Origin of the sequence: Pseudomonas guariconensis, assembly GCF_024127895.1 — a bacterium.
Taxonomy (GTDB): domain Bacteria; phylum Pseudomonadota; class Gammaproteobacteria; order Pseudomonadales; family Pseudomonadaceae; genus Aquipseudomonas; species Aquipseudomonas guariconensis_B.
This window is the reverse complement of record NZ_JAMYBK010000017.1, coordinates 32702-48353: the sequence shown is the minus strand read 5'-3', so window position 1 is coordinate 48353 and position 15652 is coordinate 32702. Positions and strand designations below refer to the sequence as shown.

The window sequence follows — 15652 nt, the reverse complement described above, 5'->3', positions numbered from 1 at the left end:
CACGTCTTACAGACCCTTTACAGGGGAAAAGGTTGCAGGGTGCGCCAGCGCACACCCTGTAACTCAGCGCTTTGGCAACGCCAGGCTCAGCAAGAATAGCACCGCGGCACAGACCACGATCGATGGGCCGGCCGGGGTGTCCTTGAACCAGGACAGGGCCAGGCCGCTGCAAACCGCCGCCACGCCCAGCAAACTGGCGCCCAGGGCCATTTGCTCCGGCGAGCGGGCGTGACGCTGTGCCGCGGCGGCGGGAATGATCAGCAGCGAGGTGATCAGCAGCACGCCGACGATCTTCATGGCCACGGCGATGACCACCGCGATCAGCAGCATCAGCGCCAGGCGCAGGCCCGCCACCGGCAGGCCCTCGACCATCGCCAGCTCCTCGTGCACGGTGATCGCCAGCAGCGGCCGCCACAGGGCGCCGAGCAGCAACAACACCAGCACGCTGCCGCCGAGGATCCAGGTCAGGTCCGTGGGGCTGATGGCCAACAGGTCGCCGAACAGGTAGGCCATCAGGTCGATGCGCACGTCGCGCATGAAGCTCAGCGCCACCAGGCCCAGGGACAAGGTGCTGGGGGCGAGGATGCCGAGCAGGGTGTCGGAGGCCAGTGGCTGGCGTTGCTGCAGGGTCACCAGGAGGATCGCCAGCAGCAGGCAACCGACGGTCACCGCCAGGGCGGGGCTGATGTCCAGGGCCAGGCCCAGGGCCACGCCGAGCAACGCGGCATGGGACAGGGTATCGCCGAAATAGGCCATGCGCCGCCAGACCACGAAGGAACCCAGGGGCCCGGCCACCACCGCCAGGGCCAGGCCTGCAAGCAGGGCGTAGAGAAGAAAGTCAGCCATGCTTGCAGTGTTCTCCGTGGACATGGGGGCCTGGGGCGATCACCGAGCCGTGCAGGTCGTGGCGGTGATCGTGATGGTGGTGGTAGATGGCCAGGCTCGGCGCGTTCTGGCCGAACAGTTCGACGAACGCCGGATCGCCGCTGACTTGCTCCGGATGGCCCGAACAGCACACGTGGCGGTTGAGGCAGACCACCTGGTCGGTGGTGCTCATCACCAGGTGCAGGTCGTGGGAAACCATCAGCACGCCGCAGCCGTGGCGGTCGCGCAGGCGGGTGATCAGGCTGTAGAGCTCGGCCTGGCCGGCCACGTCGACTCCCTGCACCGGCTCGTCGAGCACCAGCAGCTGTGGCTCGCGCAGCAGTGCCCGGGCCAGCAGCACACGCTGCATCTCGCCGCCGGAGATGGTCTGGATCGGATTGTCGATCACCTGCTCGGCACCGACCTCCTGCAGCGCAGCCAGCGCCGCGGCACGGTCCACGCCAGGCACCAGGCGCAGGAAACGCAGCACCGACAGGGGCAGGGTCGCATCCACCTGGATCTTCTGCGGCATGTAGCCGATGCGCAGCCGTGGCTTGCGCCAGACCTTGCCCCGGTGCGGCTTGAGCAGGCCGAGCACGGTGCGCACCAGGGTGGTCTTGCCGGCGCCGTTGGGGCCGATCAGGGTGACGATCTGGCCGGGGGCGACCGACAGGTCGATGCTGTCGAGCACCGCCTCGCCGGCGAAGGTGACCCCGACCTGTTCGAGGCGGATCAGCGCGTCGCTCATGGCGTGCCCCGGCAGTTGCTGCACAGGCCGACTACTTCCACGGTCTGCGACTCGACGCTGAAACCGACGCCCTTGGCGCTGGTGACGATGGCGTCGCTGATGCTGTCTTGCTCCAGTTCGATGGCCACGTGGCATTCGCGGCAGATCAGGAACTGGCCCTGGTGCGCGTGCTCGGGGTGGCTGCAGCCGATGAAGGCGTTGAGCGAGGCGATGCGGTGCACCAGGCCGTTTTCCAGGAGGAAGTCCAGGGCGCGGTACACGGTCGGCGGGGCGGCGCGGCGGCCGTCCTGCTCGCTGAGCACGGCGAGGATGTCATAGGCGCCCAGCGGCTTGTGGCTCTGCCAGACCAGTTCCAGCACACGGCGGCGCAGGGCGGTCAGGCGCAGGCCCTGGCGCGTGCACAGGGCATCGGCTTCGGCCAGGGCGCTGTGCACGCAATGGGAGTGATCGTGGGGACGGTGGGCCAGCGGCGTGATGGACATGGGCGGCGACGGTTCTGGATAGAGACGTTATTATGTTACTCGTTTCTGAGCCGTCGAGTATTCATCGTGTCCCGATTCCTTGCCCTTTTTGTCGCGTTCATCGCCTTTTCGGCCCAGGCCGACGTGCGCGTGCTGACCAGCATCAAGCCCCTGCAGCAGATCGCCGCGGCCGTCCAGGACGGTACCGGCAGCCCGGATGTGTTGCTGCCGCCGGGCGCCTCGCCGCATCACTACGCCCTGCGGCCGTCCGATGTGCGGCGGGTGGCCGAGGCCGACCTTCTGTACTGGATCGGCCCAGACATGGAAGGCTTCCTACCCCGCGTGCTGGGCAGCCGTGGCAAGCCGACCGTCGCCGTGCAGTCGCTGCCAGGCATGCAACTGCGCCATTTCGGCGAAGACAGCCATTCCCATGAGCATGAAGAAGACCACGACGATCACGACCATGACCACCGCCCGGGGAGCCTCGATGCGCACCTGTGGCTGTCGTCGGCCAACGCCCGGGTGATCGCGGCGAAGATGGCCAGTGACCTGGCCGCGGTCGACCCGGCCAATGCCGCCCGCTACCAGGCCAACCTGAAGGCCTTCGATGCACGCCTGGATGCCCTGGATGCGCGCATCAAGGCGCGCGTGGCGGGGATCGCGAGCAAGCCTTACTTCGTGTTCCACGAGGCGTTCGACTACTTCGAGGCGGCCTATGGCCTCAAGCACACCGGCGTGTTCAGCGTGGCTTCCGAAGTGCAGCCGGGTGCGCAGCATGTGGCGGCGATGCGCAAACGCCTGCAGGCGGTGGGCAAGACCTGCGTGTTCAGCGAACCGCCGCTGCGCCCGCGTTTGGCCGAGACCCTGACGGCCGGGCTGCCGGTGCGGCTGGCGGAACTGGATGCCCTGGGAGGCACCGACCCGGTGGATGCCAAGGGCTATGAGCGGTTGCTGGAGAAGCTGGGCAATGACCTGGCGGGGTGCCTGGAGCAGCTCTAGGGCCGGTGCGGGCTGTGGGGCCGCACAGCGGCCCCACAGCTTGTTCGCAGCCTGCAAGGCCATCGCGATCCCTGTGGGAGCGGGCTTGCCCGCGAAGACGGCCCCGCCGGATCAGAGGGCGAACGGCAGGCTCAGCGCCACCTGCTGACGCTGCGCCAGGCGCACCTCGAACTCGCTCGGGTCGTGGATCATCACGTCCATCCCGGCGAACGCCTGCGCGGCGATCAGGCGCGACAGCCAGAAACGCACGCAACCCACGCGCAGCATCATCGGCCACAGTTCGGCTTCGGCCGCGGTGAATGGCCGCAGCGCCGCGTAGGCGCCCAGCAACGCCTGGGCGCGGGGCAGGTCGATGCCACCGGCCTCGTCGCAGCACCAGTCGTTCACGGTAATGGCGATGTCATACAGCATCGGCCCGGAACAGGCGTTGTAGAAATCGATCACCCCCGTCAGGTGGGTCCCCTCGAACATCACGTTGTCGCGGAACAGGTCGGCATGCAGGTTGGCCCGTGGCAAGGCGAGGATCTGCGCCTTGTGCGCGGCGATCTCGTCCAACGCCGCGCGTAGCAGCTGGCCCTGCCGGGCATCCAGCCCTGGCATCAGCTCGGCGCCGGCCGCGAGCATCCAGTCCAGGCCACGGTCGGTGCGGCGTTCGATGATGCGTTCGCGGGTCGCCAGGTGGATATGCGCGAGCAATTCGCCGACCTGGGCGCAATGCTGGCTGTTCGGCGCCTTGATGTGCTTGCCCGACAGGCGTGGCTGCAGCAGCGCCGGCTTGCCGCACAGCTCGCGCAGGGCGTTGCCGTCGCGGTCGCGCAGGGCGTAGGGCACCGGCATGTCGGCATCGTGCAGCACGTCGAGCAATTCGATGAAGAACGGCAGGTCCTCGACCGGCCCCCGTTCGACCAGCGTCAGGACGAACTCCCCCTGCTCCAGGCTGATGAAGAAATTGCTGTTCTCGGTGCCGGCGGCGATGCCCTGGAAGTCGAGCAAACGGCCCAATTCGTAGGGCGCCAGAAAGGTTTCCAGCTCAGGCCGGGTCACAGGGGTGAAGACTGACATGATGAAAAGAAGCCCATGCGGGCACTTCCGCCCGGAAGTGCCTGGTTTATGTGAACGATACGCGTTATTACCTTACCACTCGAAGAGCTTCCAGGAGGGGATCAGCATGTCCGGTTGGTCGGAACGAATGAAATTGCCCTCGGAGCCATCGGCGCGTACCAGGAAATAAGGCTTGCCGTGCTTCGGCGTGACCTTGATCGCATACAGGAAACCGTTCTGCCGGTACTCCTGGATGGTGTTGTCGCCTTCCGTGCGAATGGTCACCTCGGGATCGGCCGAGGGGGCGTCGTCCGCCGCCAGGGTGACGACAGGCATGGTGGCCAGCAGACCGAGCAGCAACAGGCGAATGGGTGTACGCATGATAACCTTGTCCCTTTGTCGTCAATTGTTCCCGCTATTCTAGCGCCGGACCTGCCGAAAAGGTTGATTCTCCTCATGAGCCAAGCGCCCCTCGTCCTGGTGGACGGTTCCTCCTACCTGTACCGCGCCTTCCACGCACTGCCGCCGCTGACCACCTCCAAGGGCATGCCTACCGGCGCGGTCAAGGGCGTGCTGAACATGCTCAAGAGCCTGCGCAAGCAGTATCCGGACAGCCTGTTCGCGGTGGTCTTCGACGCCAAGGGCGGTACGTTCCGCGACGCCATGTTCGCCGAATACAAGGCCAACCGCCCAAGCATGCCGGACGACCTGCGGGTGCAGATTGAGCCCCTGCATGCCAGCGTCAAGGCCCTGGGCTACCCGCTGCTGTGCGTCGAAGGGGTCGAGGCCGACGACGTGATCGGCACCCTGGCGCGCAGCAGCGCGGCACTGGGGCGGCCGGTGATCATCTCGACCGGTGACAAGGACATGGCCCAATTGGTGGACGGGCACATCACGTTGGTCAATACCATGACCGGTAGCGTGCTGGACGTTGCTGGCGTGCACGAGAAATTTGGCGTCGGCCCCGAGCACATCATCGACTTCCTCGCCCTGATGGGGGACAAGGTCGACAACATTCCCGGCGTGCCCGGCGTCGGCGAAAAGACCGCCGTGGGCCTGCTGACCGGCATCGGTGGCGGCCTGTGCGAGCTGTACGACAACCTGGACAAGGTCCCCGCCCTGCCGATCCGCGGCGCCAAGGGCCTGCCGGCCAAGCTCGAGGAGCACCGCGACGCGGCGTTCCTGTCGTACGAGCTGGCCACCATCAAGATCGATGTGCCACTGGAGATCGAGGTCGAGGCGCTGGTCTGCGGCGAGCCGGACCGCGAAGCGCTGCTGGCGCTGTACACCGAGATGGAGTTCAAGAGCTGGATCGCCGAGGTCCAGCGCGATGCGGCCCAGGCCGGCGAAGCGATCGCCACGGCGCAGGAGCCGGTGGCCAAGGCCGAGCCCAAGTACGAGACCATCCTCGACCAGGCGCGCTTCGATCACTGGCTGCAACGGCTGCGCCAGGCGCCGCTGTTCGCCTTCGACACCGAGACCACCAGCCTGGATGCCCAGCAGGCCAGGCTGGTCGGCCTGTCGTTCGCCATCGAGCCCCATGAGGCGGCCTACGTGCCACTGACCCACGACTACGAAGGCGCCCCCGCCCAACTGGACCGCGACAAGGTGCTGCTGGCCCTCAAGCCGCTGCTGGAAGACCCGGGCAAGGCCAAGGTCGGCCAGAACGCCAAGTACGACATCAACATCCTGGCCAACTGCGCCATCGGCGGCGACCCGGCCCAGGGCATCCAGATGCGTGGCGTGGCCTACGACACCATGCTCGAATCCTACGTGCTGGACTCCACCGCCACCCGCCACGACATGGACAGCCTGGCGCTCAAGTACCTGGACCATTCCACCATCGCCTTCGAGGACATCGCCGGCAGGGGCGCCAAGCAGTTGACCTTCAACCAGATCCCGCTGGAAAAGGCTGGCCCCTACGCTGCCGAGGACGCTGATATCACCCTGCGGCTGCACCATGCCCTGCAGGCGCGCTTGGCCCAGACCCCGAGCGTGCAGCCGGTGCTGATGGACATCGAGATGCCGCTGGTGCCGGTACTGGCGAAGATCGAGCGCCAGGGCGCGCTGGTCGACGCCGAGCTGCTGGCGGTGCAGAGCGGCGAGCTGGGCGTGAAGATGGCCGAGCTGGAGCGCGAGGCCTTCGAACTGGCCGGCGAGGAATTCAATCTCGGCTCGCCCAAGCAACTGGGCGTGATCCTCTACGACAAGCTGGGCATGCCGGTGCTGAGCAAGACCGCCAAGGGCCAGGCCTCCACCGCCGAGGCGGTCCTGGCGGAACTGGCCGAGCAGGACTACCCGTTGCCCAAGGTGCTGATGCAGTACCGCTCGATGAGCAAGCTCAAGAGCACCTACACCGACCGTTTGCCGGAGCAGATCAACCCGCGTACCGGGCGCATCCACACTTCCTACCAGCAGGCCGTGGCCGCCACCGGCCGGCTGTCGTCCAGCGACCCGAACCTGCAGAACATCCCGATCCGCACCGCCGAAGGCCGGCGTATCCGCCAGGCGTTCATCGCCAGCCCCGGCTACAAGCTGCTGGCCGCCGACTATTCGCAGATCGAGCTGCGCATCATGGCCCACCTGGCCAAGGACGAGGGCCTGCTGCATGCCTTCCGCAATGACCTGGACGTGCACCGGGCGACCGCCGCGGAGGTGTTCGGCGTGCCGCTGGAGCAGGTCACCAGCGACCAGCGGCGCAGCGCCAAGGCCATCAACTTCGGCCTGATCTATGGCATGAGCGCCTTCGGCCTGGCCAAGCAAATCGGTGTCGACCGCAAGCAGTCGCAGGACTACATCGACCGTTACTTCGCCCGCTACCCAGGCGTGCTGGCCTACATGGAGCGCACTCGTGCCCAGGCCGCCGAGCAGGGTTTCGTCGAGACGCTGTTCGGCCGCCGCCTGTACCTGCCGGACATCAACGCGAAGAACCCGGCCCTGCGCAAGGGCGCCGAGCGCACCGCGATCAACGCGCCGATGCAGGGCACCGCGGCCGATATCATCAAGCGCGCCATGGTGGCGGTGGACAACTGGCTGACCGACAGCGGCCTGGATGCGCGGGTGATCCTGCAGGTGCACGACGAACTGGTGCTGGAGGTGCGCGAGGATCTGGTGGAGCAGGTCAGGGAGCAGATCCGCCCATACATGAGCAACGCCGCGCAACTGGACGTGCCGCTGCTGGTGGAAGTCGGCATCGGCTCGAATTGGGACGAAGCTCACTGAACGGTGTGACAAAGAGGCGTAGGATCTGCGGCGTAGTGTCGCGGATCCGAAGCTGGCTCAGCGTCAGTGGTTCTGAGTGTTCATGAAACTATCGCAAATAGTTTTCAGGGCGTCGGAACTAAACCGGTGAACCGGGACTCAGAGTAACTGAATGGCTGGTGAAGCCTTTCGATGCTCCTATGTTGTGTTAAGTGTTGGCAGATACCCGGACCCCGCCCTAGCGGTCCGGACTTGAACCCCGAACTTCCCCCTCCCCATACGAAGTCCGGGGTTTTTTTTGCCCGCGATTCGGCGATCCCGGGCATGTAGCAGCCCCAGCTTGAAGCTTGCCCCCAGTCATGCCGCTGGCTTGTCTTCCAGCTCCATCCAGCCGGCCAGCACGCCATAGGCCTCTTCCAGCCCCATGCGCTTGGGCGCCGAGAACAGCTGGATGGTCACTCCCTCGCCCCAGCCCTTGCGGATTTCCGACTGCACCTTGAGCAAGGTGTTCTTGGCGGCGCCGAAGGTCAGCTTGTCGGCCTTGGTCAGCAGGATGTGCATGGGCATGCCGCTGGCCGTGGACCAGTCGAGCATCATCTTGTCGAAGTCGGTCATCGGGTGACGCACGTCCATCAGCAGGATCACCCCGCGCAGGCACTCGCGGCTGCCGAGGTAGGCCTCCAGGTGATGCTGCCAGTGCTGCTTGAGCGGAATCGGCACTTTTGCATATCCGTAGCCTGGCAGGTCGACCAAACGCCGTTCATCGTCCAGACTGAAGAAATTCAACAGCTGGGTGCGTCCCGGGGTCTTGGAGGTACGCGCCAGGCTGGCATGGGTCAGGGTGTTGAGGGCGCTGGACTTGCCGGCGTTGGAACGGCCGGCGAAAGCCACCTCGTAACCCTGGTCGTCCGGGCATTGTTCGACCTTGGCGGCGCTAAGGGCGAATTTGGCTTTCTGGCAGAGGCCGAGGATGGGGTTTTTGACTTGCATGGGATATCCGATGTGGGTGCCGCCAAGACCAGGCCCGGCAAGCTGTGTCGTTTCCGTTTGGATGGCGGAAGTATATAATGCCCCAGTTTTTGTGTGCGCATTATCCCGGCGTAGGATGATGTGCATGGGGTGTCGATCAGAAGCTCGCGCATCAGAACGCAGCGCGGCCCCCAACCCTGAAAGGTCGTTGCGCATGGCGAAATGGCTGCTTGCTGTCGGTATGTTCCTGCCGTTTTTCAGCGCTCAGGCTACACAGGATCCCGAGGCGTTGTACAACCGCACGTGTGCGGCCTGTCACGCCGGGCAGTTGCCACAGGCACCCAAGAAGGGTGACCGGGCAGCCTGGGAGCCAAGGCTGGCGCGAGGTGTGGAGGTACTGGTGGCGCATGTTACCCAGGGTTTCAAGGCTATGCCGCCGCGTGGATTGTGCATGGACTGCAGTACCGAGGACTACCGGTCGGTCATCCTCTGGATGAGCGACAGTCCCGATACATAACATTTCACCCTTAGCCGTGTTGGATTAGCTGATGAACAAACTATTCGTGAGTCTGCTGTTGACCGTGGGTGTCGCAGGTGCGGCCAATGCTGCGCAACCCATCAAAGGCGATGCTGCTGCCGGCCAGGCCAAGACAGCCGTCTGTGGAGCCTGCCACAACCCCGACGGCAACAGCTTGGCGCCGAACTTCCCCAAACTGGCCGGCCAAGGCCAGCGCTATCTCGAGAAACAACTCCACGACATCAAGTCCGGCAAGCGTACCGTGCTGGAAATGACGGGCATGCTCGACCCCTTCAGCGACCAGGACCTGGCCGACATCGCGGCCTATTTCGCCAGCCAGAAGGGCAGCGTCGGGGCCGCCGACCCCAACCTGGTCGAGCGTGGCCGTGCCCTGTTCAACGGCGGCGACCTGGAAAAAGGCATGCCGGCCTGCACCGGTTGCCACTCGCCCAACGGCGCGGGTATCGCCCTGGCCGGTTTCCCGCACCTGAGCGGCCAGCACGCCCAGTACGTGTCCAAGCAACTCACCGACTTCCGTGAGGGCAACCGCACCAATGACGGCGACGCCATGACCATGCGTTCGATCGCCGCCAAGCTGAGCAACAAGGACATCGAAGCCTTGGCCAGTTACATCCAGGGCCTGCATTAATTTTCGGTTAATGCTGTCAGGCGATGATGAAAGGGCGGCGCGGGCTGCCCTTTTTTCTGTCCGTAGCCATTACACTACAGAACTCGGGCCCTTCCCGACCTGTCACAGTACGGGTCGCGTCGAGGCGACCAATGACTGCTCAGGAGTAAAGCATGCGTAAACTGATTCTCAGCGCTGCGCTGGTCGCCGCCAGCGTATTCGGAATGACCGCCGTACAGGCCGCGGAGCCTGTGGCAGGCGAGCAGTATTTCGAGCTGAGCAACCCTGTCCCGGTTTCCGTGCCAGGCAAGATCGAAGTCGTCGAGCTCTTCTGGTACGGCTGCCCGCACTGCTACCACTTCGAACCGACCATCAACCCCTGGGCTGAAAAACTGCCGGCCGACGTCAACTTCAAGCGCGTGCCAGCCATGTTCGGTGGCCCGTGGGACGCCCACGGCCAGATGTTCCTGACCCTCGAAGCCATGGGTGTGGAGCACAAGGTCCATGCCGCGGTGTTCGATGCCATCCAGAACAAGCGCATGCACCTGACCAAGCCTGAGGAAATGGCCGACTTCCTCGCCACCCAGGGTGTGGACAAGGACAAGTTCCTCGCCACCTTCAACTCTTTCGCCATCAAGGGCCAGGTCAAGCAGGCCAAGGAACTGGCGAAGAAGTACGAGATCACCGGCGTGCCGAGCATGGTGGTCAACGGCAAGTACCGTTTCGACCTGGGCACCGCCGGTGGCCCGGAAGGGGTGCTGGATGTCGCCGACCAGTTGATCGCCAAGGAGCGCGCCGCGAAGTAAGCGGCGCCCTGCATGAGCCGCTTCCGGACCACGCGAGGTATCGGCCCGCATCAGCCGCAGGTCAACGAACATCACCTGCAGGCCCCGGGCCTGCCGGAAGATGGCCGGCTGCGGCTGCTCAGCTTCAACATCCAGGTCGGCATCAGCACCGAGCGCTACCACCACTACCTGACCCGCAGCTGGCAGCACCTGTTGCCGCATACGGGGCGTGCGGGCAACTTGCAGAAGATCGGTGACCTGCTCGGCGACTTCGACCTGGTGGCCCTGCAGGAGGTCGACGGCGGCAGCCTGCGCTCGGGCTACGTCAACCAGGTCGAGCACCTGGCCCAGCTTGGTGCCTTCCCTTACTGGTACCAGCAGCTCAACCGCAACCTGGGGCGTTTCGCCCAGCACAGCAACGGCGTGCTCAGCCGGCTCAAGCCCCAGCACCTGGAAGACCATCCCCTGCCCGGCCCTGCCGGGCGCGGGGCGATCCTGGTGCGTTTCGGTGAAGGCAAGGACGCGCTGATCGTGGTGATGATGCACCTGGCGCTCGGCGCCAAGACCCGTGCCCGGCAACTGGCCTACGTGCGCGAGCTGATCGGCGGCTACCGCCACCAGGTCCTCATGGGCGACATGAACACCCATGCCAACGACTTGCTCGAGCATTCACCCCTGCGCGATTTGGGCCTGGTGGCCCCGCAGGTCGAGGCCACCTTCCCCAGTTGGCGCCCCCAACGTTGCCTGGACCACATCCTGCTCAGCCCGAGCCTGACCCTGGAGCGGGTCGAGGTGCTGGCCCAGCCCATTTCCGATCACCTTCCCGTTGCCGTCGAGATTCGTTTGCCTGAAGCCTTGGCGGTGGATACGCTGCCGGTCGTGAGCTAGAGGTCTCAAGAGTTCGGGCTTTTCGCCGAAATCTAGATGCCACCACCCGTTGCGGACCCAGGCATGACCGACGAAGCCGAGCGCTGGAAAGAAAAATACCTCAAGAGCATCGAACAGCAGGAAAAGCTCGAACGCCGCTGGGAAGCCCGTCTCGACCTGCTGCGCCGTGGCCTGGTGCGCAGTTCCCTGGCAGCCGAGGGCAGTGACAAGGCGGTCGACCAGTGCATGAAGGAAATGCGCGAAGTCATCCGTAGTGACAACCTGGACGCCGGCCTCGCCGGCTTGATCCCACGGCTGGAAAAGGCCGTGCTGGATTCTGAGCAGCGACGCGAAACCCGCATGAACCAGGTCAGTGATGCCTTGACGGCGCTGGTTGGTCAGTTGCAAGGCCTGCCATTGCCAGGCGAGGTCGCCCGCCCTTTGAAGAAACTCTCCAAGAAGCTCGAAGGGGGCGTCAGCCAGTCCCGCGAGCTGCCGCCCTTGCTGGGCGAACTCAGCGGTTTGCAGGGCCGGGCCTTGCGTGTGTTGCAAAGGCCGGAGGAGGAGCCCCGGCCAGGGTTGCTGCAGCGCTTGTTCGGTAACCACGAGACGCAGGCGCAAACCCAGCCTGTCGCGGCCATGGCCGAGACGCTGCCCGTCGCCGGCGCCATGGCGCAGCCGGGTGCCGAGCCCGTAGCCCTTCCGGGCGACATGGATGAATTGCAGCCGCTGGCCGAGGCACCAGGTCCAGACCCGATCGAGATCGAGCTACCCTCGGCGCAGGAGACGGCCCCGACCGAGTGCCCGCTCGAGGTGGAGCCGTCGCCGGACGATGACCGCGAGCCTGGCGAGCCGCTGGCCGATGGCCCAGGCGAAGCCATCGATGAAGACGGTCCCTACGCCCTGCCCGATGCCGTCGAACCGCCCTACAGCACGGTAGCCGCACACATCGAGCAGACCCTGATCGGCCTGCTCGACGACCTGAGCCTACCGGAGCGTCACAAGGCCCAGGCCCTGGCCATGCGTGAGCGGGTGTCACGCGGGCTCAACTGGTATGAGCTGATCCCGGTACTGGATGACCTGGCGGTGCTGATGCTGGCGATCACCGACAGCGGCCAGCACGAGTTCGAGGCCTACCTGCAGCAGCTCAACGAACGCCTGGAAAGCTTCCAGGGCCACCTGCAGGAGGCCAGTGCCGGGCATGCCGACAACAGTTGCGCCGCCCGCGAACTCGACAGCCAGTTGCGCGAGCAGGTCGACGGTCTGCAGAACAGCGTGCAAGGCGCCGTTGACCTGGACAGCCTCAAGCACATCTTGGAGAACCGCCTCGAGGGCCTGCTGACGACCATGGACGAACACCAGCAGGAGCGCGACCGCCGCGAGCAGGAACTGGCCGGCCGCCTGCAGGGTTTGGCCGAACGGGTGGCGCATATGGAGCAGGAGGCCCTCGGCTATCGCGATCACCTGGAGGAGCAGCGGCAGAAAGCATTGATCGACCCACTGACCGGCCTGCCCAACCGAGCCGCCTGGACGGAGCGTGTCGAGCGCGAGGTACAAGCCTGGCAGGAGCAAGGTGGCCATCTGTCGATGGCGATTCTCGACCTCGACCACTTCAAGCGTATCAACGACAGCTATGGCCACCTGGCCGGGGACAAGGTCCTGAAGATCGTCGCCGACCAGTTGCGCAAGCGCCTGCGTGGCCAGGACTTCATCGCCCGCTTTGGCGGCGAGGAATTCGTCCTGCTGCTACCGCAGACCTCGCTGGCGGACGGGGGCGAGATGGCCGAGGCCCTACGCGCGGCAGTCGAGGCTTGCCCGTTCCACTTCAAGGGCCAGCGGGTGGTGATCACCACTTCCATAGGGCTGAGCGCGTTTCGCTCCGGCGAGCGTGGCGACCAGGTGCTCAAGCGCGCCGATGCCGCGCTGTACCGTGCCAAGGAGCTGGGGCGAAATCGGGTGGAACAAGGCTGACTGGGCGAGGCGTGCATACGTTATGCTATTGCATTACTGACCCATCACCCTGGCTGTTTCCATGAAAGCGTTGTTCACTGCCCTGCTGCTGATCGTCCTGACCGGCTGCTCCACCGGCTTGCGTATCGATCGCAGCCATACGTCGGTCAACCAGGACAACCGTATCCAGTTCGTCGTCCTGCACTACACCAACGCCTCGCTGGAGCGCTCCCTGGCGCTGCTGACCCATGGCGAGGTCAGCAGCCACTACCTGATCGGCGATGGCCCGGCGAAGGTCTACCAACTGGTGGATGAGAGCCGCCGCGCCTGGCATGCCGGCGACAGCCAGTGGCAAGGCCGTACCTGGCTCAACTCCAGTTCCATCGGCATCGAGATCGTCAATCCGGGCTATACCGACACATCCACTGGCCGTGTCTGGCACCCCTACAGCGAGGCGCAGGTCCAGGCACTGATCGCCTTGCTCAAGGACATCGTCAAGCGCAACGGCATCGCGCCCCGGAACATTATCGGCCATAGCGACATCGCGCCGCTGCGCAAGCTAGACCCCGGGCCGGTGTTCCCCTGGAAGCGCCTGGCCGATGCAGGCCTCGGCGTATGGCCGGAGGCGACGGCGGTGGCACGACAGCAGGCGTACTTCAGCGTCAATCCGCCGACGGCGGGCTGGTACCAGCAGCAACTGGCACGGTTCGGCTATGCCATCGCGCAGACCGGCGAGCTGGATGTCGCCACCCGTCATGTCATCGCCGCCTTCCAGATGCGCTTCCGCCCGCAGCGTTTCGACGGCATGCCGGACGCCCAGACTGCGGCGATGCTGCAGGTGCTCAACAGCATGCGCTGAACCTTGGGGCTGCGAAGCGGCCCAGACCTTCGCGGGTCAACATAGCGCCAGCAGCACCCTCGGCCAGCCAGGCCCATGCGCCCAACGGCGAGGCCGATTGTCCATTCCGTTGCTATACCTCTTGGTAATCAACTGGATGCCCGTGATGTCAGCCCTCTTCGCCGCGTTGCGCCAATTTTTCTACCGACCCTGGATGCTGGCCGGGATGGCAGCATTGGCCAGCGCCGTGCTGTTGCTAACGGCCAGCTTCGGCGTGGCCGTGCAACAGATGAAGCAAAGCGAAAGCGCGCAGATGAACGCCCGGGGCGAGCGCTTCCTGGAGCGTCTGGAGCAGGTGTTCGGCCAATTGCGCGAAGGTGTCGACCGTCTTCAGGCACAACCCCTGCGCGGCTGCGATGCGTCGATGCTGGAGGCCTTGCAGCAGGTTGGCCTGAGTTCGCGCTTCATCTATGAGGCGGCTTATGTCGAGGGCAACATCGCCTGCTCCAACCGGGGGGGCGAACGGCTCATCGAGCCTTTGCGGGCACCCGACATCCAGGGCCCGACCTACAGCTACTGGCTCAACACCACCACCGAACCCAACGAGAACCTGGCCGCGCTGATGCTGGGCCGGGGAAGGTTCCTGGTGTCCACCTCCCGCGGCCACCTCAGCGACGTGGTCGACCTCCCCCCCGGCGGCAGCCTGCTGGTGGTCCTCGACCACGGCACCCGGGCGATCCCGGTGCTGGGCCCCGTCCAGGTCTGGCCACCGGTCGCCAACTGGCCTCCTCCTTCGCACAAGGCCCTGCTCGAGCTGAGCGATCGCCTGGTCTACCGCATGCCGACCAAATCGCCGGACTACCAGTTGGTGCTGATTGCCCCCCGCGCCAGCCTGCCGCTGAAAATGAACGGCATGCTCTGGCTGCTGTTCCCTGGCAGCCTGCTGCTGGCCTGTTGCATCGGCTGGCTGGTGCTGCAACTGGTGCTGCAGCGACGTTCGATGAGCTCGGAGCTGCAGAATGCCCTGCGCCGGGGCGAGCTGCAGGTGCTCTATCAGCCGATCTTCGAGCTCGACAGCCGGCGTTGTGTCGGTGCCGAGGCGCTGGTGCGCTGGCGTCGCCCGGACGGTACCCTGACCAGCCCCGAGCTGTTCATCCCGCTGGCCGAGAACACCGGGCAGATCCGCCAGATCACCGACTTCGTCCTGCAACGGGTACTGGAGCAACTGGGCCAGCTGTTGCGGGCCAACCGCCACCTCTATATCTCGGTGAATCTGGCGGCCTGCGATGTCATGGTGCCACGTATCGGCCGGGTGGCGGCGCGCCTGCTGGCGCACCATCGGGTGTCCCCCAGCCAGATCGCCTTCGAGGTGACCGAGCGCGGCCTGATCGACGTGGTGGTGGCGCGTGACAACCTGCAGGCGCTGCGCGCGGTGGGGCACCAGGTGCTGATCGACGACTTCGGCACCGGCTATTGCAGCCTGGCCTACTTGCAGACCCTGCCGGTGGACTGCCTGAAGATAGACAAGTCGTTCATCGACGCGCTGGGCCATGATGCCGCCAGCAGCGGTGTGGCTCCGCACATCATTCGCATGGCCCATGACCTGCATTTGCGGGTGATAGCCGAAGGCATCGAGTGCGAGGACCAGGCGATTTTGCTCAACAATGAAGGCGTCAACTACGGCCAGGGTTGGCTGTTCGCCCACCCGCTCAATGCCCGGCAGTTCGCCGAACTGGTCACGCGGGGGCGGCGCGTGGGCAAGCCCTGACATTGCCGGTGCTTGT

The 15652-nt window shown here is 65.3% G+C and carries 15 protein-coding genes; 9 read left to right on the top strand and 6 right to left on the bottom strand.

The features are described from left to right. Positions 1-63 precede the first annotated feature (63 nt). Genes znuB through zur form a run of 3 tightly spaced genes read right to left on the bottom strand, consistent with a single transcriptional unit; the run spans position 64 to position 2094 of the window. On the bottom strand, positions 64-846 hold the full coding sequence (gene znuB, locus NJF35_RS17170) for a zinc ABC transporter permease subunit ZnuB (protein ID WP_225789988.1): 783 nt from the start codon (positions 844-846) through the stop codon (positions 64-66). Beyond that, positions 839-1612 (bottom strand): zinc ABC transporter ATP-binding protein ZnuC, encoded by a 774-nt coding sequence (gene znuC, locus NJF35_RS17165; protein WP_225789989.1) that lies wholly within the window; start codon positions 1610-1612, stop codon positions 839-841. The genes znuB and znuC overlap by 8 nt, the downstream gene beginning before the upstream one ends. After that, the gene (zur, locus tag NJF35_RS17160) at positions 1609-2094 is read right to left on the bottom strand and encodes a zinc uptake transcriptional repressor Zur (RefSeq protein WP_225789990.1); all 486 of its coding nucleotides are present in this window, start codon (positions 2092-2094) and stop codon (positions 1609-1611) included. Before zur ends, znuC begins: the two co-directional genes overlap by 4 nt. A gap of 66 nt (positions 2095-2160) precedes the next feature. Here zur and NJF35_RS17155 point away from each other — a divergent pair, with 66 nt between their 5' ends. Further along, complete coding sequence (locus NJF35_RS17155) at positions 2161-3072, top strand: zinc ABC transporter substrate-binding protein (RefSeq protein ID WP_253080761.1); 912 nt, start codon at positions 2161-2163, stop codon at positions 3070-3072. 111 nt (positions 3073-3183) lie between these two features. Here NJF35_RS17155 and NJF35_RS17150 read toward each other — a convergent pair whose 3' ends face one another. Together NJF35_RS17150 and NJF35_RS17145 are read right to left on the bottom strand one after the other, a co-directional pair. Beyond that, positions 3184-4134 (bottom strand): homoserine kinase, encoded by a 951-nt coding sequence (locus tag NJF35_RS17150; RefSeq protein WP_225789992.1) that lies wholly within the window; start codon positions 4132-4134, stop codon positions 3184-3186. A gap of 72 nt (positions 4135-4206) precedes the next feature. Next, positions 4207-4494 carry a DUF2782 domain-containing protein gene (locus NJF35_RS17145; RefSeq protein WP_225789993.1) on the bottom strand — a complete coding sequence of 96 codons (288 nt, stop codon included), beginning with the start codon at positions 4492-4494 and terminating at the stop codon, positions 4207-4209. A gap of 75 nt (positions 4495-4569) precedes the next feature. Between NJF35_RS17145 and polA the strand changes: the two genes are divergently transcribed. Further along, positions 4570-7335: a DNA polymerase I gene (gene polA / locus NJF35_RS17140; protein WP_253091310.1), complete on the top strand. Its 2766-nt coding sequence runs from the start codon at positions 4570-4572 to the stop codon at positions 7333-7335. A 336-nt stretch (positions 7336-7671) separates the two neighbouring features. Here polA and yihA read toward each other — a convergent pair whose 3' ends face one another. Continuing rightward, positions 7672-8304 carry a ribosome biogenesis GTP-binding protein YihA/YsxC gene (yihA, locus tag NJF35_RS17135; RefSeq protein WP_225789995.1) on the bottom strand — a complete coding sequence of 211 codons (633 nt, stop codon included), beginning with the start codon at positions 8302-8304 and terminating at the stop codon, positions 7672-7674. A gap of 193 nt (positions 8305-8497) precedes the next feature. Between yihA and NJF35_RS17130 the strand changes: the two genes are divergently transcribed. The 7 genes from NJF35_RS17130 to NJF35_RS17100 all read left to right on the top strand — a co-directional run bounded on the left by NJF35_RS17130 (position 8498) and on the right by NJF35_RS17100 (position 15636). After that, positions 8498-8800: a c-type cytochrome gene (locus tag NJF35_RS17130; RefSeq protein WP_225789996.1), complete on the top strand. Its 303-nt coding sequence runs from the start codon at positions 8498-8500 to the stop codon at positions 8798-8800. A 31-nt stretch (positions 8801-8831) separates the two neighbouring features. Beyond that, positions 8832-9449, top strand: a complete 618-nt coding sequence (locus NJF35_RS17125; protein WP_225789997.1) for a c-type cytochrome — start codon at positions 8832-8834, stop codon at positions 9447-9449. A 152-nt stretch (positions 9450-9601) separates the two neighbouring features. Continuing rightward, positions 9602-10234, top strand: a complete 633-nt coding sequence (gene dsbA, locus NJF35_RS17120; protein WP_225789998.1) for a thiol:disulfide interchange protein DsbA — start codon at positions 9602-9604, stop codon at positions 10232-10234. Between the two features lie 12 nt (positions 10235-10246). After that, positions 10247-11101: an endonuclease/exonuclease/phosphatase family protein gene (locus NJF35_RS17115; protein WP_225789999.1), complete on the top strand. Its 855-nt coding sequence runs from the start codon at positions 10247-10249 to the stop codon at positions 11099-11101. Positions 11102-11164: 63 nt separating this feature from the next. Continuing rightward, on the top strand, positions 11165-13051 hold the full coding sequence (locus NJF35_RS17110; protein ID WP_225790000.1) for a GGDEF domain-containing protein: 1887 nt from the start codon (positions 11165-11167) through the stop codon (positions 13049-13051). 61 nt (positions 13052-13112) lie between these two features. Continuing rightward, positions 13113-13889: an N-acetylmuramoyl-L-alanine amidase gene (locus NJF35_RS17105; RefSeq protein WP_225790001.1), complete on the top strand. Its 777-nt coding sequence runs from the start codon at positions 13113-13115 to the stop codon at positions 13887-13889. A gap of 145 nt (positions 13890-14034) precedes the next feature. Next, on the top strand, positions 14035-15636 hold the full coding sequence (locus NJF35_RS17100) for an EAL domain-containing protein (RefSeq protein ID WP_225790002.1): 1602 nt from the start codon (positions 14035-14037) through the stop codon (positions 15634-15636). The last annotated feature ends 16 nt before the right edge of the window (positions 15637-15652 follow it).